This window comes from Xanthomonas sp. NCPPB 3959, assembly GCF_056675575.1.
In genome coordinates this window covers 298,659-324,519 of record NZ_JBWWVR010000003.1, presented here as the reverse complement: position 1 = coordinate 324,519, position 25,861 = coordinate 298,659, and the positions used below count along the sequence as shown (strand labels likewise).

Below are 25,861 nucleotides of genomic sequence, written 5' to 3'. Positions count from 1 at the left end.
AGGGTTTTCAATAAAACAGCCGGCAAACTTTCTGGTGCGGTGTCCTCGCCGATTGCGGGACCGTGTGGCGGCATGGATGCCGCCACCGAGCCTCCACGGACGGATTTACGGCGTGTCCCGCGAGCGGCGAGGGCACCGCGCACTCGTGCATGCTTCAGGCCTTACGGCGGTTTGGTCGTGTCCGTAGTAGCGATTTATCACCAGCTGATCTTGTGCAGACAATGAGGCCGGGTAATCCGTCTCAGTGGAGTCCATTGCGGTTCATCACGCATTGCAAGCCGACTGTGTCATTTCGCTTCCGCATGCAGCGCCGCGCACCACAACACGCCGACCAATAAACAGGTAATAGCGGCGAGCTCCAGCGGCGTGGGTAGGCGCATTTCCCAGGCAAAGCCGTACAGCAGCGCAAAGATCGTTTCGAACACGATCATCTGGCCGACCAGGGTCAGTGGCAATACCCGGCTGGCCCGGTTCCACAATGCGTTGCCGATCACCGAGGCCAGGATGCCCAGCAACAGCGAGATGCCCCAGAAACTCGCCCATTCGATCGGCGCGTGCGTCGCGCTGCCAATCAGCGCGGCCGGCGCCAGCACCAGCGCCAGTGCACCGGTGACCACGCCGGTCAGCAGCGACCAATCGCCGCCGGACAGGTCCGGGCGCCGCCGCAGCCAGCGCGCATTGACGATCGAATAGGCCGACCACGATGCCAACGCACCGAATGCGCACAGCAGGCCGGCAATGCGGGTGGCGCGATCGCTGGCGTGCTGGCCGGAATCGTGTTGCAAGGTGTCCAGTGCGACCAGCGCCACGCCAATGACGCACAACAGGCACGGCGCAGCTAGGCGCCGCAATTGCACTGCGCCGGCGGCCCGCGTGCCGATCACGGTGACCACCACCGGCAACAGGCCGATGATCAGCGCGGTGGCCGCACTGCCGGCCCACTGCACTGCGCTGCCGAGCAGCACGTAATAGATCAGATTGCCCAACAAGCTCAGACGCACCAGCGCCCACCATTCGGCGCGCCCCATCCGCGCAGCGGTCTGGCGCGCGCGCGGCGCCAGCACCAAGGCCGCCACCGCGCCGTACGACAGATAGCGTGCCACGGCCAGTTGCAACGGCGTAAACGCCGCCAGCAATTGCGGCGCCAGGAACACCAATCCCCACAGCGCGCCTGCACCGATCCCGCAGGCGACACCCACCATCAAGCGCTCACGCATCGTGCTGCTCCTTTATGCCGTGCAGCATGCAATGAAGTGCGGCACGCAGGCTCCATTGCGCTTGTTCAATTGTTCATTAGCTCAGAAGACAACGCTCTGAGGTGGTGTCACGTGGGGTGCGTGACGCGCGTGGCAGCGAGCAGCGCGCCGCTAACCGGATGCTATGCGTCGCTGCAGCTGTCACTGCCGCATCCGCACCGAACGGTAGCCATCCGGTGCGGAGTTGACTCACTTGGCCCAGGTGTCGCGCAGGGTCACGCTGCGATTGAACACCGGCGTGGCGGCACTGTGGTCACGGCGATCGGCAACGAAGTAGCCGGTACGCTCGAACTGGAACGACTGCTCGGGCGCAGCCTGCGCGGCGCTCGGCTCCACATAGCCGCGCACGCTGCGCTTGGACTCGGGGTTGAGATAGTCGCGGTAGGTCTTGCCTTCGGATTCGTCATCGGGCTTTTCGACCGAGAACAGACGGTCGTACAGACGGATTTCCGCTTCCACCGCATGCGCCGCGCTGACCCAATGGATGGTGCCCTTGATCTTGCGGTTGGCGCCTTCCATGCCCGGACGCGATTCCGGATCCAGCCAGCCACGCAGCTCGACGATCTCGCCAGCAGCGTCCTTGATCACCTCGTCCACGCGCGCAATGCCGGCGCCGCGCAGGCGCACTTCGCCACCCGGCACCAGACGCTTCCAACCCTTGGGCGGCACTTCGGCAAAATCTTCGCGCTCGATCCACAGCTCACGCGAGAACGGCACCTCGCGCGTGCCGAAGCTCTCGTCCTTGGGGTGGTTGGAAAAAGTCAGCGTCTCGGTGTGGCCTTCCGGCAGATTGCTCAGCACCAGCTTGATCGGGTCGATCACCGCCATGCGGCGTGCCGCAGCCGCATCCAGATCCTCGCGCAGGCAGCCTTCCAGTACCGAGAAATCGATCAGCGAGTTCTGCTTGCTGATGCCGACTCGGTCCACGAACAGTCGCATCGCTGCCGGCGTATAACCGCGCCGCCGCAGGCCCTGCAACGTGTACATGCGCGGGTCGTCCCAGCCGTCCACCAACTGTTCTTCCACCAGCGCGGTGAGTTTGCGTTTGCTCATCACCGTGTAGTTGATGTTGAGGCGCGAGAACTCGATCTGGCGCGGTTTGGCCGCCTCGCGTGGCAGGCCCTTGTCCAGCAGCGGCTGCAGCAACTCCGGATGCGCGGCCAGATCCACCTTGTCAACGCACCAGTCGTACAGCGGGCGGTGGTCTTCGAATTCCAGCGTGCACAGCGAATGGGTGATGCCTTCCACCGCATCGCCCAGCGAATGCGCGAAGTCGTACATCGGGTAGATCGGCCATGCATTGCCGGTGTTCTGGTGCTCGACGTGCTTGATGCGGTACAGCGCCGGATCGCGCAGGTTGATGTTGCCGCTGCCCATGTCGATCTTGGCGCGCAGCGTGCGCGCGCCATCGGGGAATTCGCCGGCGCGCATGCGCCGGAACAGTTCCAGGTTTTCCTCGACGCTGCGCTCGCGGAACGGCGAATTGCGGCCGGGCTCGGTCAGCGTGCCGCGGTATTCGCGCACCTGTTCGGCGGACAGATCGCAGACGAAGGCATGGCCGTCGCGGATCAGTTTTTCCGCAGCCAGGTAATACACCTCGAAATAGTCAGAGGCGTGGCGCAGCTGCGCCCATTCGAAGCCCAGCCAGCGCACGTCGTCCTGGATGGCGACCACGAACTCGGGGTCTTCCTTGGCCGGGTTGGTGTCGTCCAGGCGCAGATTGCACAGCCCGCCGAACTCGGCCGCCAGGCCGAAATCCAGGCAGATCGCCTTGGCGTGGCCGATGTGCAGGTAGCCGTTGGGCTCGGGCGGGAAGCGGGTGCGGATGACCGTGTGCTTGCCGCTGGCCAGATCCTCGCGGACGATCTGGCGGATGAAGTCTTTCTTCTCCGCCGGGGCGGTGGCGTCGGTGGCTAGGGTCTCGGACATGCGCGCATCAGCAATAGGTAAACCACAAGTTTAGGCGGTGGCACCGGTTTAGGGGTAGGACGCGTGTGGGTAGCCGGGCAGTTGGCGGTGATCGCGCGCCATCTACCTGCGGGCAAGCACCGGGCTGGCAAGGTCTCTGTGGTCGACCCCAGGCAGGACCAGCTGCATCGGCGAGCGATAACCAGGCTGGCCGTCATCGCCGCTGACGCGTACGCTGCGCCGATCCTTCGGAGTGCCCCACGCATGCCATTGCCCCGCCTGGTGATCGGCGACAAGACCCTGTCCTCCTGGTCGCTGCGCCCGTGGCTGTTGCTGCGGCACTTCCAGGTGTCGTTCGAGGAGATTGCGCTGCCGCTGGAGACGCCCGAGTTCCAGGCCCGCATCGCCGGCTATTCGCCGACCCGGCAGGTGCCGGTGCTGTGGGACGACACCCTGCATGTCTGGGATTCGCTGGCGATCTGCGAATACATCAACGAGCGCTGGCTCGCCGGGCGCGGCTGGCCGGCCGACCTGGCCGTGCGGGCGCAGGCGCGCGCCGCCGCCGCGGAAATGCATTCGGGCTTCGCCGCCCTGCGTACCCAACTGCCGATGGATCTGGCCCGCGCGCCCGGCCCCGCGCACTGGGACGCGGCCGCTGAGCGTGACATCACCCGCATCCAGGCGCTGTGGGCAAGCCTGCGCGCCGAGCATGGGCACGCAGGCCAGTACCTGTGTGGTGAGTTCGGCATTGTCGATGCCATGTTCGCCCCGGTCGCACTGCGCTTTGCCAGCTACGGCGTTCCGCTGTTCGAAGCCGCTGGCGACTATCTGGCCGCACTCGATGCCTTGCCGGCACTACGCGAGTGGAAGCAGGGCGCCGAGCGCGAACGCCTGGGGCGTCATTGACCATGCAGATCGCGTATCGCGCCAGCCACATCATCGACGCGCATCTGGCCAAGCACGCGCTGGAAGATGCGGGCATCACCGCGTTTGTGTTCGGCGAGTCGCTATTGGGCGGCGCCGGCGAACTACCCGCATTCGGCGTACTGCAGGTCTGCGTGGCCGACCTGCATCTGAGTAAGGCGCAGGCGGTGCTGGCTCAGATCGGGTTGTGCGGCGAGGTCACGCGGGCGGTGTGATGTTCATGGCGGCAATCAGGACGTAGCGAGCGGTCGAGCAGTCGTTTTGTTAGCTACTCGTTCGAGTCGTGGTGTGGCTTAGATGCAGTCAAATGTCTAGGTCAAGAGCCTGGGTGGTCGAGGGCGCGATGCCCTCACCGCTCGCGGGACACGCCGTAAATCCGTCCGTGGAGGCTCGGTGGCGGCATCCATGCCGCCACACGGTCCCGCAATCGGTGAGGACACCGCACCAGAGAGCCTGCTGGTTGCTTTTTTGAAAGCCATGCACACCGACACTCTCGACTGGCCCTTGCCGGCCCACCGTCACGGGACCTTACGCGGCATGGATGCCGCGTAAGAGCCTACACGGACGTACTTGCGGCGTGTCCCGCGAGGGTGGGCATGCAGGGCCCTGCAGCCAAGCCGCAGATCATCCGCTCTAAAAACCCAACTCTGCTGGCGCCACCCCGGCGGCGCAGCATCCGACGCGCAGACGCTACTACAAGGACGTACTTGCGGCGTGTCCCGCGACGGTCGGCGGGCAGGGCCCCACAGCCAAGCCGCAGACCATCCGCCCTAAAAAATTAACTCTGCTGACGCCACCCCGGCGGCGCCGCATCCGGTGCGGCGAGGGCGCGCAGACGCTTGAACAGCACCGTAGTTTCGGCCACGTTCCAGACCCGCAGCGCGACCTCGAAAGTGTCCAAGGGCTTGGTCAAAAAATCCTTCGCGCCGAGGCCTAACGCACGGTGGCGCGCGCTGCGGCTGGGGTCGGCGGTGAGCACGATCACCGGCAAAAAGTGGCCGGGGTCGGACAGCCGCGCCAGTTGTTCCAGCAGCGCATAGCCATCCAGCTCCGGCATTTTCAGATCCAGCAAAATCAGGTCCGGCGCAAAGGCAGACACCAGCCCCATCACCCGCAATGGGTCGGTGGTGGCGATCACCTGCTGGAAGCCTTCGCGCTGCAGCAGGTCTTCGAGCAACCGCACGTTGGCCGGCTCGTCGTCGACGATGAGGATGCGGGAACCCAGGATTTCGTCGCGTGTCATGCCAGCAGCCCGTCGATCACAGTGAAGAATTCCGCCACATCGAGCGGCTTGGTCAGATACGCGCGTACGCCCTGATTGCCCACACGTGCCAACGTGGCAGTGGTGGCATCGGCACTGATCACCACCACCGGCACCTCCGCAGTGGCCGGCTGGCTTTGCAACTCGCGCAGCAATTCTTCGCCGTTGCCATCGCTCAAATGCAGATCCAGCAGGATCAGATCCGGCAGGCCTTGCTGCAGCAGCTCGCGCGCCTGCGCCAGGCTGGCCGCTTCGAGCAGTTGCCACTGCGGGCGACGCTCGCTGAGGGTGCGGATCAAAGCCTGGTTGGATGGATTGTCTTCGATGCTCAGCAACCGACACACACCGCTGCCGGCGTTGCTCGGCGGCAGGATTATGCGCGCCGGCTCGCTACGTTGCGGGTCACCCTGCGGTAGCGCGATCCAGAAGCGCGCGCCATCGCGGCTGCTGTCCACGCCGATGTGCCCGCCCATTGCCTCGATCAGGCGCTTGCTCAACGCCAGCCCCAGGCCGGTGCCTTCCACCGCCGAACGCTCTGCACCCAGCCGCTCGAACGGCGTGAACAGGCGTTCGATCTGCGCCGGCGTCAGCCCCGCGCCCTGGTCTGCAACGGTGATGCGCACCTGTTCGCCATCCGGCTGTGCGGTCACCTGCACCTGGCCGCCGGTGCGATTGAACTTGACCGCGTTCGACAGCAGATTGAGCAGCACCTGACGCAGCCGCTGCGCATCGGCGCGCACTGTCCACGGCCCGTCGATGGCGGCCGGTTGCAGCGCGATGCCGTGCTTGTCCGCGTCCGGCGCGATCAGGCCAAGGGCCTCGTGCACGGCGGCACGCACCGAGATCGGTTCCGGGCTCAGATCCAGCTGATCGGCTTCGATACGGGCGATATCCAGCAACTCGGTGATCAGCCCCAGCAGATGCCGGCCGGCACCGAGAATGTGTTGCAGATGGCGTCGGTGCGCAGGTTCGGGTAGATCCATTTCCAGCACCTGCGCGTAGCCCAGAATCGCATTGAGCGGCGTGCGCAATTCGTGGCTGCTGCGCGAGAGGAATTCGGTTTTTGCGCGGTTGGCGGTTTCGGCCTCGCGACGTGCCAATTGCGCTTCGGCCGCGCGCGCGGCGAGCAGTTCGCTGGCCTGCGCCAGGCGCTGACCGACCTGGCCCAGTTCATCGCCTGCACGCGGCTGTGGTGCCAGCGGCAAGCCTTCGCCCAGCCGATCCGCATTGGCCGCCAACGTGCGCAAGCGCCCGGACAACGCCGATGCGAACCACGCCACCGCAAAGACCGCGCCCAGGCCACCGAGCATCGCCGCGCTCAAGGTGATGATGAGATTGCGCTGGCGCAGCCCCTGCGCCTTGGCGGTGCGCACCTGCAACTGCGCGGTTTCGTAGTTGCGCAGTTCGCGCAATTCGGCGCGCAGGATGTCGAGTTTGTACTTGCCGTCCCAGAGCTGGCGGATCTCTTCTTCGCGGCTCAGATCCGGTGCCAGCAAACGGCGCCAGCCCTGCATTTTTTCGGCAAATAACGGTTTGATGCGCGCAAACCGCTGCGCTTGCCCCGGGTCGGTGATGCGTTGCGATAGCCGCTCTGCCACGCGTTGCAAACGCGGTTCGGCATCGCGATACGGGGTGAGGAATTCATCGCGGCGCACCAGGCGATAACCGCGCACGCCGGCTGCGGTTTCTGCCAAGAGTGCGTGCGCTTCGTAGAGATCGCTCAGCACTTCAAGGGTCTGCCGCACATCGTTTTCGGCGGCGATGTTCTGCCGTTCCACGCTGTAGATCGCCATCAGTGCGACCGCCAGCAGCAGCAGCGGCAAGGTCACCACCGCCAGACTCTTGCGGGTGATCGGCCAATCGTTCCAACGCACTGCCAAAGCATTCATAGCGCGAGTCCGGCATGGACCGCGTACACCGCGGCCTGGGTGCGATCTTTTACCTCAAGTTTCTGCAGGATTCGCTCCACATGCACTTTTACCGTGCCGGGAGAAATCCCCAGTTCAGCTGCGAGCGTGGCGTTGGTGAGCCCGCGCGGGAGCAGCGAGAGCACCTGTTTCTCGCGTTTGCTCAGCGCGCTGAGGCGATCGTCCTGCACCGGCTTACGCCGGCGCGTGGCGAGCGGTTTGGCCGGTTCGGCCACCATTGCCGGCAGCAATAGTGCGAACGCTTGCAGCGCCTGCACATCGTCGTTGCCGGGTGCCGGGCGGCTGTCATTCCAGGCAACGCACAGCATGCCGTGGGTGGTACCCAGCGCATGGATCTGTACCTTGGCTTCGCGCATATCGGCCGGGCGCGGTGGCATCAACCAGCTCGCTTCATGGCTGTCGCCGGCAGCGCTGGCGCCGGGCGGCAGTGCGCGGCCGCGGCTGGCGAGTACCTGCGCGCGCGGACCGCGTTGCGCGAGCACCGCGCCATGTTCCAGGCCCAGCAACAGCAACACGCGCCCCAGCACCGCATCGCAGGCCTGCTCCGGGGTCTGTGCCTGCCGTAGCGCCACAGCGGTCTCCCAGAGCGCTTGCCAACGTGCGCTATCGGAGGCGTCGCGCCGTAGCGCAAGGCGCCAATCGCCAGCATTGGTGGGGGTTTCCATGTCTTGCCTCTAGGCCGATCAGCATATTTGAGTATATGCCACTCGGCAGAATTTTCGAGGCCGGGCGATTTCGATACTGAGCCTGCCCGATGAGGCACCCCCATCAACTACACGGAGATTCCCCATGCGTCGCACCTTTATCTCTCTGGTTCTGGCTCTGGCTGCCACCCCGGCGCTGGCTGGCGGCGTGATGCACTACACCGACAAGGCCAAGCTGCCTGCCGATGGCGAAGAGCGCGAAGTGGCGGCGTTGTTCGACACCTGGAACGCGGCGCTGGCCACCGGCAACCCGCACAAGGTTGCCGATCTGTACGCACCGGACGGCGTGCTGCTGCCGACCGTCTCCAACGAAGTGCGCGCTTCGCGGGCGCAGATCGAAAAGTACTTCGAGATGTTCCTGACCAAGAAGCCGCAGGGCGTCGTCAACTACCGCACCGTGCGCGTACTCGATGAAGACAGCGCGGTGGACGCCGGTGTCTATACCTTCACGCTGACCGACAAGGACGGCAAGAAGAGCAAGGTGCAGGCGCGCTACACCTTCGTGTACGAAAAGCGTGATGACAAGTGGCTGATCATCAACCACCACAGCTCGGCGATGCCGGAAGTGGACACCGCCACTGCCTCGTTGACCAAGAAGTAATGCCGTATTGGCCGTAGTGGCTTGAAAGCCGCTACGGCCGGCGCCATCCAGCAGGCAACCCTTACACACGCGGGAGTTGCACCATGCTGGGAATCGGCGCTTTCAAGCAACGCATGCCACGTCCAGGCGAAGCACTACCGGGGCGCGAGCAAGCGCTGCCGCTGCACAACACGCACCTGATCAACGGCCATCCGTTGCGCGGGGAGTTCACCGGCCTGGCCCAGGTGCAATTCGGGCTTGGCTGCTTCTGGGGCGCAGAACGCAAGTTCTGGAACGTGCCAGGGGTGTACAGCACGGCAGTGGGTTACGCCGGCGGCGAAACGCCCAATGCCACTTACGGCGAAGTGTGTTCCGGACAGACCGGCCACACCGAGGCGGTGCTGGTGGTCTATGACGCACAGGCGGTGTCGTTTGCGCAATTGCTGCGCACCTTCTGGGAAAGCCACGACCCCACCCAGGGCATGCAGCAAGGCAATGACGTCGGCACGCAATACCGCTCGGCGATCTATTGCACGACACAGCAGCAATACGACGCTGCGCTGGCCAGCCGCGATGCGTACCAGCAACAACTGGACGCAGCCGGGTATGGCGCAATCACCACGGAGATCCGTTTCCCGGCGCCCACGTTCTATTACGCCGAAGACGATCACCAACAATATCTCGCCAAGCATCCCAATGGCTATTGCGGGCTTGGCGGAACGGGAGTGAGCTGCCCGATCGGGCTGGATGCCTGACGGAAAGGCGGGTCGGATTGAGCGCTGTCATCCATTGTGGTGACGTGCCGATGGCCAACAGTGACCGGCAGCGTTATCACGATCAGGCAGCGCATGGGAGTGCATGCCAGGCAACTTGAATGGCTACGTTGGAGACAACGTGGCCATCTTTTTTTTGTGGCGGTCGCAAGGCGATGCCTGCGACGCCGCGGCGGAGCGGCGATGCAATGCGTGCAGCGAATCAGCTGCGCCGGTTCGGATCCGCCGGCTCACATCTTTCAGGTCAGACGAACTCACCGGCGAACATGCCGCGCAATTGCGCGAGCATGTCGGTGCGTTCCGGATGCAGCAGTCGCATGCAGGCCAGCGCGAAACCGACCGGGCTGGTGCCGGGCGCAGTGATCACGCCGTCGGCGGTGACGACTTTTTCGTGGCGATAGTGTGCAGCGCCCGCATAAGGCACTACGTGTTCCTGCAGAAAGGCCAGTGCGTTGCTGGTGTGAGGGCGGTCGTCGAGCAAACCGGCATAGGCCAATGCGATGGTGGCGCCGCAGATTGCAGCGACCGGGCGCTGCTGTTGCACGCGTTCGACCAACAGGCCGCTCAGTCCGGGAATCTCGCCGGCCTGCCAGCGTTCGCTGCCGGGCAGGATCCAGAGATCGGCCTCCAGCGGTGCCAGATCGGAAAGCGCGAAGTCCGGTGTGATGCGCAAGCCGCCAATCGACTGCACCGGCTGGCCGTCGATACTGGCGATGGCAACCTGGTCGCCGAACCATTCACGCGCCGCCGGCAGTACGACGCCGATTTCCCAATCGGCTACGCCGTCGACCATCATCACTGCAATGTTTGCCATTGTCCGCTACGCCAGTTGAGGAATCCGGATTCTAGGCAGTGCGCGCGCGGCGGTTGTAAGCGTTGTGTGGAGGATGGCGCTGAACGAAATCCCAGAAACGACAACGCCCGCAGGCTGATAAGCCGCGAGCGTTGGCGTCACACAACCGTGATAGGCAATCAGCCGGCGAGTTTGTCGGCGATGGTCTTGCGCAGCGCCTGCAGATCCTTGGCAAAGGTGTCGATGCCGCTGGCCAGCTTGTCGGTGGCCATTGGGTCGGCGGCCAGATCGGTGGCGAAGCTGTCGCTGTCGATCGGGGTGATCTGTGCGTTGTCTGCTTGCGCAGGGGAGAGCTTGCGCGGCAACTCGCCGTGTTCGGCATCGAGCTTTTCCAACAGCTCTGGCGAGATGGTCAAACGATCGCAACCGGCCAGCGCTTCGATCTGCGCGGTGGAGCGGAACGAAGCGCCCATCACCACCGTGGACGAACCACGCTGTTTGAATTCGTTGTACACCGTGCGCACGAACACCACGCCCGGATCTTCGTCGATGCTGGCCGGGGTCTGCCCTTGGGCGACGTAGTAATCCAGGATGCGGCCAACGAACGGCGAGATCAGGAACACGCCGGCTTCTGCGCAGGCAAGCGCCTGCGAGCGGTTGAAGATCAAGGTGAGGTTGCAGTCGATGCCTTCCAGCTGCAGCTGGCGGGCCGCTTCGATGCCTTCCCAGGTCGCTGCGATCTTGATCAGGATCTTGTCCTTGGACACGCCGCGCTCGGCATACATCGCGATGAACTTGCGCGCCTTGGCGATGGTGGCTTGGGTGTCGTGCGCCAGGTCGGCATCGACCTCGGTGGAGACGCGCCCTGGCACCAGTTCGGACAGCTTGGTGCCCACGCCGACGGTGAGACGGTCGGCGACTTCGTTGACGGTGGCCGTGCGATCGTCGCCGCCGTGTTCGCGGCCCCAGGCCAGTTCCTGCTCGATCAACTCCGCATAGACCGGCAGGTCCAGCGCTTTTTTGACCAGCGTGGGATTGGTGGTGCAGTCGACCGGCTTCAGGCGCTTGATGGCGTCGTAGTCGCCGGTGTCGGCAACGACGACAGACAGCTCACGCAGTTGAGCAAGCTTGGATGGGGATGCAGTCATGCGGGTTCTCTCGGATCGTGGACGGGTCGTGGATAGGACGCAGCGCGTTACGTTAGCGCGCTCAGCGTTGTAAGTCGTCGGCCAATGCATGTTGGTCGTGCACGGCGGTCACACGCAGGCGCAGGTCGCGTCCGTCGGGCGTGCGCCAATCGATGCTCTGGCCGACCGACAGGCCAAGCAGCGCACTGCCAACCGGCGCGAGCACTGAAATGCGGCCGTGCTGTACATCGGCCTCGTGCGGATACACCAGGGTGAGCGTATGTCGTTCGCCATGCAGCTCATCTTCGCAGTCGATGCGGGAGTACATGGTGACGACATCGCCGGGAATCTGATCGGCTGGCACAACGCGTGCGCGGCCCAGTTCGTCGCTCAGCGCAGTGGCGGCGGGATGCTTGTTGAACGCGGGCGAATCGAGCAATGCCTCGAGACGGGCGAGGTCATGGCTGGACACAAGAATGGACGGCGGCAAGCCGCTGTGGTGTTGCGAAGGCATGGCAATCTCCTGACGACGACGGCTCGCCAACACGGTGAGCGTCATCTACAAGATGAGGGCGCCGTTGGTCGATCGCAATGCGCGGCCAGGTAGCGCAAGGCATCGTGCTTGCTGAGTGAGGCAGACGCGGTTTTGCAGGTTGCCAGCATTGGCCAAAGGGTCAGGCAAGCGCGCCAATGCGTCAGCCCATGGTCGCAAGCAACCGGGTTGGAGTCTGCCGCATGCCAATGACGCGGAGGCCGCCGTGTGTTTTCAGATGCCTCGCGCAGTAACCAAAAGCCAAACAAGAAACGACGCTCGCGCGTCGCTTATGTGCGGTGGCAGGTGAGAAAGCATCGCGCGAAGCGACCGCAGCCGTGAAACAATTTCCCGAATCCCGAATCCCGAATCCCGAATCCCGAATCCCGAATCCCAAATCCCAAATCCCAAATCCCAAATCCCAAATCCTCAGGCAGCGACCGCCTTGGGGCCGCTAGTCGGCTGGTCCAGGGTGAACAGGCTTTCCGGCAATTCCTTGAACAACTGCGACAGCTGCTCCAGAAACGCGGTCATGGCCGAACTGCGGCGCCAGACCATTGCGATACGCCGGCTGGGCTGCTTGTCTTCGCGGAAGCGGATCAGGCGAATGTTTTCCGAACGTGCCACCGGCGGTTTGACTGCCAGCAGCGGCAACAAGGTGACGCCCACATTGGCGGCCACCATCTGGCGCAGGGTTTCCAGGCTGGTGGCCTGGAACTCGGATTTTTCCAACGCGCCGGCCAGATGGCACACGTCCAGGGCCTGTTCGCGCAGGCAATGGCCATCTTCCAGCAACAACAGGCGCTGCTCGGACAAGTCGTCCAGCGTCATGCTGTCGTGGCGCGTCAGCGGATGGCCTTCCGGCACCGCCAGCACGAAGGGTTCTTCGAACAGGAATTCTGCGTGCAGCTGATCGTCCTGCACTGGCAGTGCGAGTAGCGCGGCATCCAGGCGCCCTTCGCGCAACTGATGGATGAGCTGGTCGCTTTTTTCCTCGATCAGCAGCAGTTCCAGGCGTGGGAAACGCTGGCGAATGCCCGGCACCACATGCGGCAACAGATACGGTGCAAGCGTGGGAAAAATGCCCAGCCGCACGGTACCCGCTTCCGGGTCCTGACTACGTCGTGCGGCTTCCTTCATCTGTTCCACTTCGGCCACGATGCTGCGTGCGCGCACCGCGGCTTCGCGGCCGGCAGGCGTCAACATCACCTTCCGCGGCGCGCGCTCCACCAACGAGACGCCGAGCTCGTCTTCGAGTTTCTTGATCTGGGTGGACAGGGTTGGCTGACTGACGAAACACGCCGTTGCAGCACGACCGAAATGCTTGTGGTCGGCCAGGGCTACCAGATACTTCAGGTCACGCAGATTCATGTGCAGCAGCCCTTGTTGCGTTGACGGGAAACGACGTGAGCACTTGGCGAGCTTAACGCCCGGCGGTGCCGGGCGCTGTGTTGTGCGGCGGTTATGCGGCCTCAGCCACAACCTCGGCGCTGACCGGTGCACTGGAGCGGATCAGGTAATCGAACGCGCTCAGTGCAGCCTTGGAACCTTCGCCCATCGCGATCACGATCTGCTTGTACGGCACCGTGGTGGCGTCGCCGGCAGCGAACACTCCGAGGAGATTGGTCTGGCCACGGTCGTCGACGATGATCTCGCCGCGCGTCGACAACGCCACCGAGCCCTTGAGGAATTCGGTATTGGGCAGCAGGCCGATCTGTACGAACACGCCTTCCAGATCGACATGCTGGATGTCGCCGCCGGTACGGTCCTTGTAGACCAGGCCGGTGACCTTCTGGCCGTCGCCCAGCACTTCGGTGGTCTGCGCGCTGGTGATGATGCGCACGTTGTGCAGGCTGCGCAGCTTGCGTTGCAGCACTTCGTCGGCGCGCAGTTTGTCGTCGTATTCCACCAGCGTGACATGCGCCACGATGCCGGCCAGATCGATCGCCGCTTCAACACCCGAATTGCCGCCACCGATCACCGCCACGCGCTTGCCCTTGAACAACGGGCCATCGCAATGCGGGCAATAGGCCACGCCCTTGTTCTTGTACTGGTCTTCGCCCGGCACGTTCATCTGCCGCCAGCGTGCGCCCGTGGACAGGATCACGGTCTTGCTCTTGAGCGAGGCGCCATTGGCCAGCTTGATTTCGATCAGGCCATCGGCACCGGCCGGAATCACCTGCTCGGCACGCTGCAGATTCATGATGTCCACATCGTACTGGCGCACATGCTGCTCGAGCGCGGCGGCCATTTTCGGGCCTTCGGTTTCCGGCACCGAGATGAAGTTTTCGATCGACATGGTGTCCAGCACCTGGCCACCGAAACGCTCGGCGGCCACGCCGGTGCGGATGCCCTTGCGTGCGGCATACACCGCCGCTGCCGAACCGGCCGGGCCACCGCCGATCACCAGCACGTCGAAGGCGTCCTTGGCCGCAATCTTGACCGCGTCGCGCTTTGCAGCGTTGGTGTCGAGCTTGGCGACGATCTGCTCCAGCGTCATGCGGCCCTGGTCGAACAATTCGCCATTCAAGTAGACGGTGGGCACCGACATGATCTGGCGGGTTTCGACTTCTTCCTGGAACAGCGAGCCGTCGATGGCAACGTGCTTGATGCGCGGGTTGAGCACGGCGGCAAGATTCAGCGCCTGCACCACGTCCGGGCAGTTCTGGCACGACAGCGAGAAATAGGTTTCGAACTGGTAGTCGCCATCCAGGTGCTGCACCTGCTCGATCAGCTCGGCGGTGGCCTTGGAGGGGTGACCGCCGACCTGCAGCAGCGCCAGCACCAGCGAGGTGAACTCGTGGCCCATCGGCAGGCCGGCGAAGCGCAGCGAGATGTCCTGGCCGGGCGTGGTCAACGCGAACGAAGGCTTGCGTTGGTTGTCGTCGCGGTGGATGTCCAGGCTGATCTTGTCCGACAGCAGCACCAGATCTTCGAGCAGGTCGAGCATGTCGCGCGAGCCGGCGCTCTCGTCGATCGAGGCATTGATCTGAATCGGCCGCGTGACCCGTTCCAGGTAGGCGGTCAGCTGGGTCTTGAGGTTGGCATCCAACATGGAAAACTCCTGGGAATGGGCAAGGGGAGGGCGTAGCGTCGCTGCGGTGAGGCAGGTCGCCGGGGAGGAGGGGATGAACCGCAGCCGGCGCAATGCTCGGGAATGCGTGCTGGCGATGGCTGGCGGGCAGCCCGGCACCGGCTCCGGTTCACCCCCGGCCCATCGCTGGGCCGGAGATGTCCCTCCGGCCTGGCGACAGGCCGAAGGGATGCGTCGACTTAGATCTTGCCGACCAGGTCCAGCGACGGAGCCAGGGTCTTGGCGCCTTCCTTCCACTTGGCCGGGCAGACCTGACCAGGGTTGTTGGCGACGAACTGGGCAGCGGTCAGCTTGCGCAGGGTTTCGGTGACGTCGCGGGCGATGGAGTTGTCGTGGATTTCCAGCGTCTTGATCACGCCTTCCGGGTTGATGATGAAGGTGCCGCGCAGGGCCAGGCCTTCTTCTTCGATGTGCACGCCAAACGCGCGGGTCAGCTGGTGGGTCGGGTCGCCGATCAGCGGGAACTGCGACTTGCCGACGGCCGGCGAGGTCTCGTGCCACACCTTGTGCGAGAAGTGCGTGTCGGTGGTGACGATGTATACCTCGGCGCCGGCCTTCTGGAACGCGGGATAGTTGTCGGCGGCGTCTTCCACTTCGGTTGGGCAATTGAAGGTGAAGGCGGCCGGCATGAAGATCAGAACCGACCACTTGCCCTTCAGGCTGGCGTCGGTGACTTCGATGAAATTGCCGTTGTGGTACGCATTCGCCTTGAACGGCTTGACCTGGGTGTTGATGAGAGACATTGAGTTTCCTCGAGCGATGAAAGGGGGGCGGGGGATGGAACAGCCGCCATGGTAGGTAGGATCGATAGATTTCTCAAATCGATTAATGGGATTGCATAGATAGGCTGAGGCTATCGGCTTTGCAGGCTGTCTCTGCCGCTGCAGGGGGCCATTCCATCTCCGATAATGGTCAGCCGATGTTTCGCAGGAGTGAATGATCCGTATGAGCGACGACCCAGCCGGCCTTGCTGCCGACCAGTTGCTGCGGCGGGCAGCCGAGCGGATCGAGCGCAGCGATGCCGAACCGTTGCTGCTGCATGCGCTGGGGCGCGACCGCGCCTGGTTGTTTGCGCACGGCCGCGATCCGGTTGGGGATGCTGTCGCCCAGGCGTTCGAGGCGCTGGTACAGCGGCGTCAGGCCGGCGAACCGGTCGCGTATCTGACTGGTACGCGTGGATTCTGGACGCTGGATCTGGCGGTCTCGACTGCCACCTTGATCCCGCGTGCCGATACCGAAGTGCTGGTCGAGCTCGCCCTCGAGCGCCTCGACAACATGCCAGGCTGCTGCGCCGCCGATCTGGGCACCGGGAGCGGCGCGATCGCGCTGGCCATCGCCAGTGAGCGGCCACACGCCCAGGTGATCGCCACGGATGCCAGTGCCGCAGCGCTTGCTGTCGCCCAGCAGAACGCCAGCCGCCATCAGCTACGCAATGTCGAATGCCGGCTCGGTCACTGGTTTGCACCGCTGGCGGGCCAGCGCTTCGATCTGATCGCCAGCAACCCGCCGTATATCGCAGCGCACGATCCGCATCTGAGTGAAGGCGATCTGCGCCACGAGCCGGCCAGCGCGCTCGCCTCCGGCCCCGATGGACTGGACGACATCCGGCTGATCGTCGCCGATGCGCCCATGCATCTGTTGCCGGGCGGATGGCTGCTGCTCGAACACGGCTGGGACCAGGGTACGGCGGTGGCCGACCTGCTGCGCGCGCGCGGCTTCGAGGCGGTGGCGACGCATCAGGATCTGGAGCAGCGCGATCGGGTGACGTTGGGGCGCTGGGCGCACGCTGCGGGCTAAGCGTGCGCCAGTCGCGTTGCGCGTGTTGTCGGTTGCCCGTGGGCATGCGCCGGCTGCCGATACACTAGCGGTTTCCCGCAGGACCGACGCATGCGCACGCTCTATCCCGAGATCACGCCGTACGACCACGGCACCCTCCAGGTCGACGACCGCCACACGCTGTATTTCGAGCAGTGCGGCAACCCGCAGGGCAAGCCGGTGGTGATGCTGCACGGCGGCCCCGGCGGCGGTTGCAACACCAAGATGCGGCGCTTCCACGACCCGGCCAAGTACCGCATCGTGCTGTTCGATCAGCGCGGCGCCGGCCGCTCGACCCCGCATGCCGATCTGGTCGACAACACCACCTGGGATCTGGTCGCCGATATCGAGCGCTTGCGCGAACACCTGGGCATCGCGCGCTGGCAGGTGTTCGGCGGCAGTTGGGGCTCGACGCTGGCGCTGGCCTACGCGCAGACCCACCCGCAGCAGGTCACCGAGCTGGTGTTGCGCGGCATCTTCCTGCTGCGTCGGTTCGAGCTGGAATGGTTCTATCAGCAAGGTGCCAGCCGGCTGTTTCCGGATGCCTGGGAGCATTACGTCAATGCGATTCCGCCGGTGGAGCGCGCCGATTTGATGTCCGCCTTTCATCGCCGTCTGACCAGCGACGACGAAGCCACGCGCCTGGCCGCAGCCAAGGCGTGGAGCGTGTGGGAAGGCGCCACCAGCTTCCTGCATGTGGACGAGGATTTCGTCACCGGGCATGAGGACGCGCACTTCGCACTGGCGTTTGCGCGCATCGAGAACCACTACTTCGTCAATGGCGGTTTCTTCGAGGTCGAAGATCAGCTGCTGCGCGACGCGCACCGCATCGCCGATATCCCCGGCGTGATCGTGCACGGCCGCTACGATGTAGTGTGCCCGCTGCAAAGCGCATGGGATCTGCACAAGGTGTGGCCGAAGTCGACACTGCAGATCAGCCCGGCGTCCGGCCATTCGGGGTTCGAGCCGGAAAATGTCGATGCGCTGGTGCGTGCGACTGACGGGTTTGCCTGAGCGAGTAAATCAATCGCAGCCGGGGCATGCTCGGACGCAGTACGTTCGCGACCCGCGTAGGAGCGTGCCTGCGCGCGATGAGGCGTTATCGGTAACGCCTCATCGCGCGCGAGCGCGCTCCTACAGTGATTGCCGGTTTTAAGGCGGCAGCAACGCATCCGCCAATGGCGGCAGGATGCGCGCCAATCGATCTGCCCAAGCACGTTGCCCCGCCGCATCGGCTATCAGGTCCTGGCGCAGTTCCAGCTCCACATGCAGCAGGCTGCGGCCTTCGCCGTAGACCGGAATCGCGTAGTCGCTGGTGTCGCTGACCGCATACGGCTGGTTGTCGCCGACAACCAGATCCGGCTCCTCGCGCAAGGCCTGCAACAGGCGATGTGCCAGCCGCGTGTCGCGGTGGTACAGCACGCCCGCATGCCAGGGCCGCGCGTTGCCGGCCATGGCCGGGGTGAAGCTGTGCATCGAGAGCAGCAGTGTCGGCTGATGGCGCGCCTGGCGTGCATCGAGTTCTGTAGCGATACGCGCGTGATACGGCGCGAAGATTTCATCGATGCGTTGTTGCCGATCGGTTGCCGTCAGCCCGAGATTGCCGGGAATCGATGTGCCGTCGCTCACCTCGGGCATCAGCGTGGCCGAACCATGCGGACGATTGCAGTCGATCACCAGCCGCGAATAGGTCTGGGCAATGGCGAACGCATCCAGCGCATCGGCCAACAAACGGGTGACTTCGGCAATGCCGATATCCCAGCCGATATGGCGGTCCAGTTCATGCTGCGGCAACCCCAGGTTGGCCAGCCGTGCCGGCACGCGCTGACCGGCGTGATCGGCGATCAGCAACCACGGCGATGCCGCTTGCGCGTTGAACACAGTGAACGTTGCGGGATCGTCGGCGCCCAGCAAGCGGGCAGGGGTGACTTCAGTCGTCACTTCAACCACGCGGAGTGCCGTCCAGTGCGTGATCGACCAGATACAGCCCGGCCCACAACTTGGGATCCATCTGGTAGCCCTCGGCCATCTTCTGCACCAGCCAGGCGCCGACCTGTGCGCGCGGGATCTCGTGCACGGTGATGTCTTCGCTGGCATCGCCGCCGCCTTCGCCGACCTTGCGCAGGCCGGTGGCGCGCACGAAGGCGATCTTCTCGCTGCTGGCCCCGGCCGAGGTCGGGCCGATCATCAGCACTTCGGCGTGCTCGGCGGTCCAGCCGGTTTCTTCTTCCAGCTCGCGAATCGCCGACAGCTCGATCGACTCGTCGGCATGCACATCGCCGACCAGGCCCGCAGGCATTTCGATGGTGCGTGCCTGCAGCGGCACGCGGAATTGTTCGACGAACAGCATCGCATCGTCGGGCGTCACCGCCACGATGATCGCGGCCAGGCCGCCGGCATGCACGCGCTCGGAATATTCCCAGGTGCCGCGCACGACCATGCGCTGGTACTTGCCTTCGTAGACCACGGTGGGCGGGGTGTCGTGTCGGTTCATGGATGCAGACCTTGTTCCAGGGAAACGGTGGGAAGCGCTGCGGGTGCGCCGGTGCACGCGGCAAGCAGCCGACGCCGGGTGAGCGGGCCAAAGCGCAGGCTCTCGCATAAGCAGGTCAGCATGTCCGCGTCGGCCTGCGCACGCGTGAAACCCGTTGCGGTCAGCGCCAACGGCGCATCGAGCGCAATGGTGCTGAGCTGGCGCCACAGCAAGGCGTGTTCGCGCTGTTCGCGCAGCCGCACCGCCATTTGCGCGGCGCCACGCAGGCGCAAAAATGGGAGTTCGTCCACGCGCTCCAGCAAGGTATCCAGGCTGCCGAAATGCGCCAGCAATATTGCGGCGGACTTCGCGCCGATGCCGGTGACACCCGGAATGTTGTCGATGGCATCGCCGCACAGCGCCAGATAATCGGCGATCTGGTGCGCATGCACGCCATAGCGGGCCTTGACGCCGTGCATGTCCCAGCGTTGGTTGCGTGCGTAATCCCATTGTTCGTCGTGTTCGAACAACAGCTGCGACAGATCCTTGTCGGCCGAGACGATCACCCCGCGCAAGCCCTGCGCACGCGCGCTGTGCAAGGCGCTGCCGATCAGATCGTCGGCCTCGTAGTCACGGTGGGCCAGCACGCTCAAGCCCAATGCCGCGCACAGCGCCTTGCAATGGGCGAACTGGCGCCGCAGCGCGTCCGGCGCGGGGGTGCGATTGCCTTTGTAGGCGGGGTACAGGGCGTGGCGAAAACAGCTGTCCAGCGCTTCGTCGAAGGCGATGGTGATGTGTTCGGGGTCTTCGCGTTCGAGCAAGTCCAGCAGGAAGCGCGCAAAGCCGTGCACCGCATTGGTCGGCCAGCCTTGCGCATCCTGAAACTCGTCCGGGATGGAATGCCAGGCGCGGAACACGTACAGGCTGGCATCGACCAGGTACAGCGGGGTCGGGCGCGCGCTGGTGGGCGGAGCGCCGTCGATCGAGGTGGTGTGCGTGGTCACGGCGTCCAGTCGCGCAGCAACGCACGCGGATCCGGGCGTTCGCGTTCGGGGACCTGCATGCGTGGCGTGCCGATGTGGATGAAGCCGGCGATCCGCTCGTTTTCCTCCAGGCCCAGATAGGCGGTCACCGCCGGGTCGTAGGCCATCCACGCGCTCAGCCATTGCGCGCCAAAACCGTGCGCCTGCGCCGCCTGTAGCAGTGCAAAGCACACGCAGCCGGCGGTCAGCAATTGTTCCTGTTCGGGCACCTTGTGTTCGGGGCGCAGCGAAGCGATCACCACGATTGCCAATGGCGCATCGTTGAAGCGCCCGCGTTCTTTCGCGATCGCCGCGGCCGATGCCAGCGGGTCGGCGGCCTGGGTGCGTTCGGCCAGGAAATCGCCCAGTGCCTGGCGCGCGCCGCCGCTGATGCGCAGGAAGCGGAACGGCACCAGCTTGCCGTGATCGGGCACGCGCACCGCCGAGGTGAGCATGCGCAGCAGGGTGTCCTCATCCGGCCCGGGCTCGCCGAGCTGTTTGGAGGGGACCGAACGGCGCGCGTCCAGCGCCTGGAGCGAATACGGTGCGTGCATAGTTCCGGATCGAGGCAGCGAAACGGCAATTATAGACGGGCCCTTCCCAACGCCCGCCGCATCGTGCCTGGCCAGGCACCCGCAGGTGCAGCCGGGCCAGGGCCGACGGCGTGGGCGGGCCTGCCAAGCGCAAGGCTTAACCCTCGCCAGCGTATAAAGGGCTTGGCAAGCGCCACAGCGGCGCTGCAAGCTACGATGTTCACTTGACACGCAAACCACGGGCGGTCACGAATAAAGTGAGAGATTCATCACATTTAATGGATGAGCGAAACGCCTACCATGCAATAGCGGAATTTGGGGCCGCGTCCGTTTTTTCTTGTTTGAATATTTTCACGCCTGCAGGGGCGGGGAGCCTTTGCGCATGACTTTTCAGCCCAGTCCGTCGGGACACCCGGGCCGTGACCAACGCTTGCTTGAACAGGCGCATGCCGCGTTCGTGCCGGCAATTGCGCAGGTATTTGCCGCTGCAGTCGCACATTTCGACGATGTGCTGTTCGATCGCGCCGAATCTGCGGGCACCTCGCAGTTGCTGTTTCTCGATGGCATGCGCGAGCTGCGTCGCAAACGCGACGACGTGGCCGACCGCTTCCGCCAACAGCTGGAAGACGGCTGGCAGGCGCTGGTACTGGGCATGCCGCTGTCGGCCGAAGTGGTGCTGGCTGGCGAAATCGGCACCGGCCCGCTGAGCCTGGTGCCCGAACATGTGCTGGAATCGCGGCTGGCAGTGCGCAATCTGGCCACCGTGCTGCTGCGCGACTTCAAACAGGTCCTGGCGCGGGTGGACCGTCGCCTGGGCTGGATCGCCGGCGGCCTGGAACTGGTGGCCGATACCAACCCGATCGGCCCGGAACACCTGGGCGTGGCCATCCACGAAGCCTTCGCCATCTGCGACCTGGCGCCGGAAGTGCGCCTGGTGCTGATCAAGCTCTGCGAGCGCGACCTGGCCGAGCCGATCGGCAAGTTGTACGCGCGCCTGGACGAAACCCTGCTCAAGGCCGGCGTCATGCCGGAAATGTCGCCACCCAAGCGTCAGCCGCCCCGCGCGCAGCCGCGCGGCGAGACGCCCGAAGAGCGCGCGCGGCCCGATGGCCAGGGGCAGGGCGCGGCTGCCGAGATGGGCGGCGACGATCAGAACGACCAATACGCGCCGGCCTGGGCCAACCGTTTTCTGGATCGCTGGGCGCATAGCCGTGGCCGCATGCAGGCTGCCACCCAGCGCGGTCATACCGATGGCGGCGGCAGCGCAGGTGGGATGGACGGCGACGGCGATCATCCCGGCGGTAGCCAGGGCATGTTGCTCGAAGCGCTGCACGAACTGCTGCAGCAGACCCGTAGCGTGCGCGACAGCGCCGCGTCTGCGGCAACGGTGGCGGTGGGCCAGCAACGCCCCCTGAGCCAACGCGAAATGATGTCGGTGCTGTCGCTGCTGCAGGCCACGCCGAGCGGGACGCTGGGCGCGTCCATGGGCGATGACAACGAATCGCTGGCGCAGCGATTGAAGAACGAAGTGCTTTCCAGCGCCACGCGGCTGGGCGTGGACCCGGCCACCGCAAAACTCGACCCGATGGACGAAGATGCGATCGATCTGGTCGGCATGCTGTTCGATGTGATGCTGGACGAGCGCGATCTGGAAAATCGCTCGCGCGAGATGATCGGCCGGCTGGTGGTGCCGTTCGTCAAGGTCGCGCTGCTGGATCGCAAGATGTTCGTGCAGAAGACCCATCCCGCGCGGCGCCTGCTCAACTCGCTGGCCGAGGCCTGCGAAGGCAATAACGGCGACAGCGCGGCCGAACGCGTGCTGATGGGCAAGGTCGAGGAAATCGTCGACCGCCTGGTCGCCGAATTCAACGAGAACCTGGCGATCTTCCAGACCCTGGAAGAAGAATTCCGCGACTTCCTGTCGCAGCACCGGCGCCGGGTGGAGATCGCCGAGCGTCGTGCCACCGAAACCCAGCGTGGCCAGGAGAAACTCGAACTGGCACGCAGCCGCGCGTTGTTCGAACTGGAGCAACGGGTGCTGGCCGGCGCGCCATTGCCCAAGGCGGTGGAAGATTTCCTGCGCCAGCCCTGGCTGCATCATCTGACCATGGCGATCCTGCGCGACGGCGACGAAGGTCCCGGCACTGTCGAAGCGCTGGCGCTGGCCGATGGCGTGCTGGAAGAACTGGCCGAGGCGCGTCGCCATATCGTCGGCAAGCCGTGGCTGCAGGTCTGGCAGCCGGCGCTGTATCGCGTGTTCGCCAGCATCGGGCTGCATGGCGATGCGGTAGTAGTGGCGATCAGTGCGCTGCACGACACCTTGCAGGCGATCGCCGAAGCGCGCCCTGAGCTGGAAAAGTCGCTGCCCGACTTGCCGCAGGTCAACCTGCCGCCGCCGGCCGCCGAAAGCATCAATGTGGTGCTGGGCGCCGAAGCGGTGGCGCAGAGCATCGACAGCGCTGACGCCACGCGTTTTCGCGCGATGGATATCGGCACCTGGCTGGACTTTGTCGACAAGGACGGCAAGGTGCAGGCCGGCAAGCTGTCCTGGGTGAGTCCGATCTCGCAACGCCTGCTGTTCGTCAACCGCCGCGGCGTGCGTTTTTGCGTCGCCTCGCCGGAAGAACTGGCGGTGATGGTGCGGCTGGGCCGCCTGCGCGAGCACATCAACGACGGTGCCTTCGACAGCGCGATGCAGGGCGTGATCGACCGCCTGGATCCGCTGCATAACGGCACCGTGCACTGAGAGCCGCGATCTAGGCACCTGCGCGCCGCCAGGTGTGCGCGGCCGTTACGCGATGCGGCAACGCCACACGCACGCGGCGGTTCCAAGCGTTCCATCCGCATCCAGCTGGCGACCGATCGCCAGGTGGTTCAGCCAATTCAAACAGGCCGGCACGCTCGCGCTGTGCGTGCCCTTGCGGTCTGGATCAGAGCGATGCCGGGCCGATGAACTGCAACGCCTGATCGATCACCGAGGCGTGGTCGACCATGCGGTTGTGGCCCAGTCCTTCGGTACTGACCAGTTGCGCGCCCGGCCAGAGCGCCGCAAAACGTGCGCCTTCTTCCCAGGGGGTTTCGCGGTCGCGGCGGTCGTGAATGATCAGCGCCGGGCGGTCACCGAAGTGCGGCAGGCGCGGCGTTGCGTCGAAATCGGCGAAGCGCTTCCCGGTCAGCTGATGCAACCAGTTTTCGAACGGTGCGAACGTGCCGGGTGCGATGCCGAATGCGCGGAACTGGCGCTGCGCACTCTGCGCCGGTGCCAGCAGCGGGGCGATCAGGACATAGCGTGCCGGCCGCCACGCGGGGTCGTCGGCAAAGACCGCCGCTGCCGCGCCCAGGGAATGGCCGATCAAGACGGCCGGGCGACCGTGGCGACCGCCGATGTCGCGCAAAATCCGCACGAAATGCGGCATGTTGCTGATCCTGCCGCCGCTCAAGCCATGTGCGGCCTGATCGAACGCCACCACCGCATAGCCGAGCGCCCGCAACTGCGGCACCCATGCCGCAAAGCGCAGCCCGTAACTGGCCCAGCCATGCGACAGCAGCACATACGGCTGCTGCGCCGGGTCGCCCCACCGGTAAACGGCAATGTCGACGCCATCGATGCGCAGATTCTGGCGATGCGCATCGGGCAACTGAGCGGCGAGTCCGGCGGCCTGCCGGCGGCCTGCCGCTGCCGGGGTCACGAAGCGGCGAGCCAGAAACCGACCGGTCGGGCCGGGGGCCAGCCGACTGGCGCTGGCCAGCACGCCGCGCAGCAGGCGCGCACGCAATTTGGCGATGGACGAGGACATGGCGAGATCCTTGGAGTGGGCGACGTCGTATGGATCTTGTCGTCGACAAGATATACATGAGTCTGCCCAGTCCATCTTGTCAGCGTCAAGATGATCTGCTCCACTGAGGTCTCTGCAAACGAAGTTGCCCATGTCGCAATCATCCGTGCCTGCTGCGTATCACCATGGCGATCTGCCGGCTGCGTTGCGGCGCGCAGGGTGGGAACTGTTGGGCGAGGCCGGTGCGCGCGGGTTGACCTTGCGCGAGTGCGCGCGCCGCGCCGGTGTCTCGCATGCCGCGCCGGCGCACCATTTCGGCTCGCTCGACGGGCTGCTGTCGGAACTGGCCGCCGATGGCTACGAGCGCATGCTCGATCAGATTCTCGCGACCCAGCAGGAACTGGCCGATCCGCTATTGGGATGCGGGCTGGGCTATATCCGCTTCGCCAGCGCGTTTCCGCAGCACTTCCGGCTGATGCTGGGGCTGGATCTACGCTCGCGCAGCTTGCCCAGACTGTTGCATGCCAGTGAAGCGGCGATGGCCTGCCTGCGCGAGACGCTGCGGATGCAGTGGATCGCGCGGCACGGCAGCGCCCCGAGTGCCGAGGTGCTGGAGCAACGCACGCTGCTGGCCTGGAGCACGGTGCATGGGTATGCCTCGCTGGCGATCGATCGCAAGCACGCCGGGCTGCTCGCATTTGCGCCCGAACAGGTGCTAGCGCCGCTGCTGCAAGCGGTGCTGATGCCCTGATTGCGTGCGATTGGCGCTGTCATGACCCGATCGCGTCGTTGATCCGCTTGACTGCCCGGCACGTGAATCAGCCCACACGACGGTACGCAGGATCGCCTGCGATATCGCTCAATCGTCAGCTGTCGCTCAATCGTCTACCGGCGGATGCTCGCGCAGCCAGGCGCTGCGTTCGGCCGGGCTCATCTTCTGCCAGCGTTGCTGCAGCGCATTGCGTTCTTGCTGGTTGAGCGTGCGCATGCGTTCGAACAAGGCCTTGGCTTCGCGGCGCTGCTCGGGACTCATGTTGCGGAAACGGTCCATGCCGGCCTTGGCCTGCTTGCGCTGTTCGGGGGTCATGTCCAGCCAGCGGCGTGCGTGGCGATACATGCGCGGGCGCTCTTCGGGCACTTCGTTCCAGCGTTCGCGCAGCGCATCGATCAGCACCTGGCGCTGCTGCTGGGTCAGTTTTTCCCACTCGGGCATGGGCGTCTCCGCCTCGCGCGGTCCCGGACCGCGCGGGCCGGGGCCATCGGAGGGTGGCGGCCCCGGCGGAGGTGCCTGGGCCAACAGCGACGCGCAGGGCCCGGCGCACAGCAGCAGGGTCAATAGCAGGCGGGTGGTGCGGGTCATCG

At 65.0% G+C, this 25,861-nt stretch carries 25 protein-coding genes; 8 read left to right on the top strand and 17 right to left on the bottom strand.

The features are described from left to right. Nucleotides 1–287: 287 nt before the first annotated feature. Together AC1KVG_RS06080 and AC1KVG_RS06075 are read right to left on the bottom strand one after the other, a co-directional pair. Nucleotides 288–1,217, bottom strand: a complete 930-nt coding sequence (locus AC1KVG_RS06080; protein ID WP_104550468.1) for a DMT family transporter — start codon at nt 1,215–1,217, stop codon at nt 288–290. A 228-nt stretch (nt 1,218–1,445) separates the two neighbouring features. Further along, a complete protein-coding gene (locus tag AC1KVG_RS06075) occupies nt 1,446–3,185 on the bottom strand; it encodes a glutamine--tRNA ligase/YqeY domain fusion protein (RefSeq protein ID WP_481093766.1) in 1,740 nt (579 codons plus the stop codon). Nucleotides 3,186–3,428: 243 nt separating this feature from the next. On the opposite strand from AC1KVG_RS06075, the gene AC1KVG_RS06070 reads away from it, so the two are divergent. Both AC1KVG_RS06070 and AC1KVG_RS06065 read left to right on the top strand, forming a co-directional pair. Then, nucleotides 3,429–4,070, top strand: a complete 642-nt coding sequence (locus AC1KVG_RS06070; RefSeq protein ID WP_481093765.1) for a glutathione S-transferase family protein — start codon at nt 3,429–3,431, stop codon at nt 4,068–4,070. A gap of 2 nt (nt 4,071–4,072) precedes the next feature. Continuing rightward, nucleotides 4,073–4,303, top strand: a complete 231-nt coding sequence (locus AC1KVG_RS06065) for a putative signal transducing protein (protein ID WP_481093779.1) — start codon at nt 4,073–4,075, stop codon at nt 4,301–4,303. Nucleotides 4,304–4,866: 563 nt separating this feature from the next. Here the strand turns inward: AC1KVG_RS06065 and AC1KVG_RS06060 are convergent. From AC1KVG_RS06060 to AC1KVG_RS06050, 3 genes are read right to left on the bottom strand one after another with little or no spacing between them, the layout of a single operon-like run. Continuing rightward, nucleotides 4,867–5,331, bottom strand: a complete 465-nt coding sequence (locus AC1KVG_RS06060; RefSeq protein WP_006452452.1) for a response regulator — start codon at nt 5,329–5,331, stop codon at nt 4,867–4,869. Next, entirely contained in the window at nt 5,328–7,238 is a 1,911-nt protein-coding gene (locus tag AC1KVG_RS06055) for an ATP-binding protein (RefSeq protein WP_481093764.1), read from the bottom strand. The genes AC1KVG_RS06060 and AC1KVG_RS06055 overlap by 4 nt, the downstream gene beginning before the upstream one ends. After that, a complete protein-coding gene (locus AC1KVG_RS06050) occupies nt 7,235–7,942 on the bottom strand; it encodes a helix-turn-helix transcriptional regulator (protein WP_317061781.1) in 708 nt (235 codons plus the stop codon). The genes AC1KVG_RS06055 and AC1KVG_RS06050 overlap by 4 nt, the downstream gene beginning before the upstream one ends. 124 nt (nt 7,943–8,066) lie before the next feature. Between AC1KVG_RS06050 and AC1KVG_RS06045 the strand changes: the two genes are divergently transcribed. Further along, nucleotides 8,067–8,582 (top strand): SgcJ/EcaC family oxidoreductase, encoded by a 516-nt coding sequence (locus AC1KVG_RS06045; protein ID WP_104550462.1) that lies wholly within the window; start codon nt 8,067–8,069, stop codon nt 8,580–8,582. 83 nt (nt 8,583–8,665) lie between these two features. Further along, the gene (gene msrA / locus AC1KVG_RS06040; RefSeq protein WP_023902772.1) at nt 8,666–9,316 is read left to right on the top strand and encodes a peptide-methionine (S)-S-oxide reductase MsrA; all 651 of its coding nucleotides are present in this window, start codon (nt 8,666–8,668) and stop codon (nt 9,314–9,316) included. Between the two features lie 262 nt (nt 9,317–9,578). On the opposite strand, the gene AC1KVG_RS06035 is transcribed toward msrA, so the two are convergent. The 6 genes from AC1KVG_RS06035 to ahpC form a co-directional block, all read right to left on the bottom strand. Continuing rightward, nucleotides 9,579–10,148, bottom strand: a complete 570-nt coding sequence (locus AC1KVG_RS06035; protein ID WP_481093763.1) for a type 1 glutamine amidotransferase family protein — start codon at nt 10,146–10,148, stop codon at nt 9,579–9,581. 158 nt (nt 10,149–10,306) lie between these two features. Next, complete coding sequence (gene tal / locus AC1KVG_RS06030) at nt 10,307–11,275, bottom strand: transaldolase (protein ID WP_176339557.1); 969 nt, start codon at nt 11,273–11,275, stop codon at nt 10,307–10,309. 61 nt (nt 11,276–11,336) lie between these two features. Beyond that, on the bottom strand, nt 11,337–11,768 hold the full coding sequence (gene rnk / locus AC1KVG_RS06025; protein ID WP_023902775.1) for a nucleoside diphosphate kinase regulator: 432 nt from the start codon (nt 11,766–11,768) through the stop codon (nt 11,337–11,339). Between the two features lie 447 nt (nt 11,769–12,215). Beyond that, nucleotides 12,216–13,157 carry a LysR substrate-binding domain-containing protein gene (locus tag AC1KVG_RS06020; RefSeq protein WP_168957007.1) on the bottom strand — a complete coding sequence of 314 codons (942 nt, stop codon included), beginning with the start codon at nt 13,155–13,157 and terminating at the stop codon, nt 12,216–12,218. 91 nt (nt 13,158–13,248) lie between these two features. Then, entirely contained in the window at nt 13,249–14,841 is a 1,593-nt protein-coding gene (gene ahpF / locus AC1KVG_RS06015; protein ID WP_481093762.1) for an alkyl hydroperoxide reductase subunit F, read from the bottom strand. Between the two features lie 218 nt (nt 14,842–15,059). Further along, on the bottom strand, nt 15,060–15,623 hold the full coding sequence (gene ahpC / locus AC1KVG_RS06010) for an alkyl hydroperoxide reductase subunit C (protein WP_481093761.1): 564 nt from the start codon (nt 15,621–15,623) through the stop codon (nt 15,060–15,062). A gap of 202 nt (nt 15,624–15,825) precedes the next feature. Between ahpC and prmC the strand changes: the two genes are divergently transcribed. Beyond that, nucleotides 15,826–16,677, top strand: coding sequence for a peptide chain release factor N(5)-glutamine methyltransferase (prmC, locus tag AC1KVG_RS06005; RefSeq protein WP_481093760.1), 852 nt, complete (start codon nt 15,826–15,828; stop codon nt 16,675–16,677). Between the two features lie 90 nt (nt 16,678–16,767). Further along, nucleotides 16,768–17,709 carry a prolyl aminopeptidase gene (pip, locus tag AC1KVG_RS06000; protein ID WP_023902780.1) on the top strand — a complete coding sequence of 314 codons (942 nt, stop codon included), beginning with the start codon at nt 16,768–16,770 and terminating at the stop codon, nt 17,707–17,709. A 138-nt stretch (nt 17,710–17,847) separates the two neighbouring features. On the opposite strand, the gene AC1KVG_RS05995 is transcribed toward pip, so the two are convergent. Genes AC1KVG_RS05995 through AC1KVG_RS05980 form a run of 4 tightly spaced genes read right to left on the bottom strand, consistent with a single transcriptional unit; the run spans nt 17,848 to nt 20,744 of the window. After that, nucleotides 17,848–18,645 carry an N-formylglutamate amidohydrolase gene (locus AC1KVG_RS05995; RefSeq protein WP_481093759.1) on the bottom strand — a complete coding sequence of 266 codons (798 nt, stop codon included), beginning with the start codon at nt 18,643–18,645 and terminating at the stop codon, nt 17,848–17,850. Beyond that, the gene (locus tag AC1KVG_RS05990; RefSeq protein WP_006451767.1) at nt 18,638–19,189 is read right to left on the bottom strand and encodes an NUDIX hydrolase; all 552 of its coding nucleotides are present in this window, start codon (nt 19,187–19,189) and stop codon (nt 18,638–18,640) included. Before AC1KVG_RS05990 ends, AC1KVG_RS05995 begins: the two co-directional genes overlap by 8 nt. Beyond that, entirely contained in the window at nt 19,186–20,181 is a 996-nt protein-coding gene (locus AC1KVG_RS05985; protein ID WP_481093778.1) for a 5'-3' exonuclease, read from the bottom strand. The genes AC1KVG_RS05990 and AC1KVG_RS05985 overlap by 4 nt, the downstream gene beginning before the upstream one ends. Beyond that, nucleotides 20,169–20,744: a nitroreductase family protein gene (locus AC1KVG_RS05980; RefSeq protein WP_115039877.1), complete on the bottom strand. Its 576-nt coding sequence runs from the start codon at nt 20,742–20,744 to the stop codon at nt 20,169–20,171. The genes AC1KVG_RS05985 and AC1KVG_RS05980 overlap by 13 nt, the downstream gene beginning before the upstream one ends. Nucleotides 20,745–21,105: 361 nt before the next feature. Between AC1KVG_RS05980 and AC1KVG_RS05975 the strand changes: the two genes are divergently transcribed. Continuing rightward, nucleotides 21,106–23,469: a DUF1631 domain-containing protein gene (locus AC1KVG_RS05975; RefSeq protein WP_481093758.1), complete on the top strand. Its 2,364-nt coding sequence runs from the start codon at nt 21,106–21,108 to the stop codon at nt 23,467–23,469. A 184-nt stretch (nt 23,470–23,653) separates the two neighbouring features. Here the strand turns inward: AC1KVG_RS05975 and AC1KVG_RS05970 are convergent, their stop codons facing one another. Further along, nucleotides 23,654–24,520 (bottom strand): alpha/beta hydrolase, encoded by an 867-nt coding sequence (locus AC1KVG_RS05970; protein WP_043888968.1) that lies wholly within the window; start codon nt 24,518–24,520, stop codon nt 23,654–23,656. A gap of 130 nt (nt 24,521–24,650) precedes the next feature. On the opposite strand from AC1KVG_RS05970, the gene AC1KVG_RS05965 reads away from it, so the two are divergent. Then, entirely contained in the window at nt 24,651–25,250 is a 600-nt protein-coding gene (locus AC1KVG_RS05965; RefSeq protein ID WP_023902788.1) for a TetR/AcrR family transcriptional regulator, read from the top strand. Between the two features lie 126 nt (nt 25,251–25,376). Here the strand turns inward: AC1KVG_RS05965 and AC1KVG_RS05960 are convergent, their stop codons facing one another. After that, the gene (locus AC1KVG_RS05960; protein ID WP_481093757.1) at nt 25,377–25,859 is read right to left on the bottom strand and encodes a DUF3106 domain-containing protein; all 483 of its coding nucleotides are present in this window, start codon (nt 25,857–25,859) and stop codon (nt 25,377–25,379) included. Nucleotides 25,860–25,861 lie beyond the last annotated feature (2 nt).

Coding starts and splice junctions, on each gene's coding strand:
- AC1KVG_RS06080 (WP_104550468.1), bottom strand. CDS start 1,217: ATGCGTGAGCGCTTGATGGTGGGTGTCGCCTGCGGGATCGGTGCAGGC.
- AC1KVG_RS06075 (WP_481093766.1), bottom strand. CDS start 3,185: ATGTCCGAGACCCTAGCCACCGACGCCACCGCCCCGGCGGAGAAGAAA.
- AC1KVG_RS06070 (WP_481093765.1), top strand. CDS start 3,429: ATGCCATTGCCCCGCCTGGTGATCGGCGACAAGACCCTGTCCTCCTGG.
- AC1KVG_RS06065 (WP_481093779.1), top strand. CDS start 4,073: ATGCAGATCGCGTATCGCGCCAGCCACATCATCGACGCGCATCTGGCC.
- AC1KVG_RS06060 (WP_006452452.1), bottom strand. CDS start 5,331: ATGACACGCGACGAAATCCTGGGTTCCCGCATCCTCATCGTCGACGAC.
- AC1KVG_RS06055 (WP_481093764.1), bottom strand. CDS start 7,238: ATGAATGCTTTGGCAGTGCGTTGGAACGATTGGCCGATCACCCGCAAG.
- AC1KVG_RS06050 (WP_317061781.1), bottom strand. CDS start 7,942: ATGGAAACCCCCACCAATGCTGGCGATTGGCGCCTTGCGCTACGGCGC.
- AC1KVG_RS06045 (WP_104550462.1), top strand. CDS start 8,067: ATGCGTCGCACCTTTATCTCTCTGGTTCTGGCTCTGGCTGCCACCCCG.
- msrA (WP_023902772.1), top strand. CDS start 8,666: ATGCTGGGAATCGGCGCTTTCAAGCAACGCATGCCACGTCCAGGCGAA.
- AC1KVG_RS06035 (WP_481093763.1), bottom strand. CDS start 10,148: ATGGCAAACATTGCAGTGATGATGGTCGACGGCGTAGCCGATTGGGAA.
- tal (WP_176339557.1), bottom strand. CDS start 11,275: ATGACTGCATCCCCATCCAAGCTTGCTCAACTGCGTGAGCTGTCTGTC.
- rnk (WP_023902775.1), bottom strand. CDS start 11,768: ATGCCTTCGCAACACCACAGCGGCTTGCCGCCGTCCATTCTTGTGTCC.
- AC1KVG_RS06020 (WP_168957007.1), bottom strand. CDS start 13,157: ATGAATCTGCGTGACCTGAAGTATCTGGTAGCCCTGGCCGACCACAAG.
- ahpF (WP_481093762.1), bottom strand. CDS start 14,841: ATGTTGGATGCCAACCTCAAGACCCAGCTGACCGCCTACCTGGAACGG.
- ahpC (WP_481093761.1), bottom strand. CDS start 15,623: ATGTCTCTCATCAACACCCAGGTCAAGCCGTTCAAGGCGAATGCGTAC.
- prmC (WP_481093760.1), top strand. CDS start 15,826: ATGAGCGACGACCCAGCCGGCCTTGCTGCCGACCAGTTGCTGCGGCGG.
- pip (WP_023902780.1), top strand. CDS start 16,768: ATGCGCACGCTCTATCCCGAGATCACGCCGTACGACCACGGCACCCTC.
- AC1KVG_RS05990 (WP_006451767.1), bottom strand. CDS start 19,189: ATGAACCGACACGACACCCCGCCCACCGTGGTCTACGAAGGCAAGTAC.
- AC1KVG_RS05980 (WP_115039877.1), bottom strand. CDS start 20,744: ATGCACGCACCGTATTCGCTCCAGGCGCTGGACGCGCGCCGTTCGGTC.
- AC1KVG_RS05975 (WP_481093758.1), top strand. CDS start 21,106: ATGACTTTTCAGCCCAGTCCGTCGGGACACCCGGGCCGTGACCAACGC.
- AC1KVG_RS05970 (WP_043888968.1), bottom strand. CDS start 24,520: ATGTCCTCGTCCATCGCCAAATTGCGTGCGCGCCTGCTGCGCGGCGTG.
- AC1KVG_RS05965 (WP_023902788.1), top strand. CDS start 24,651: ATGTCGCAATCATCCGTGCCTGCTGCGTATCACCATGGCGATCTGCCG.
- AC1KVG_RS05960 (WP_481093757.1), bottom strand. CDS start 25,859: ATGACCCGCACCACCCGCCTGCTATTGACCCTGCTGCTGTGCGCCGGG.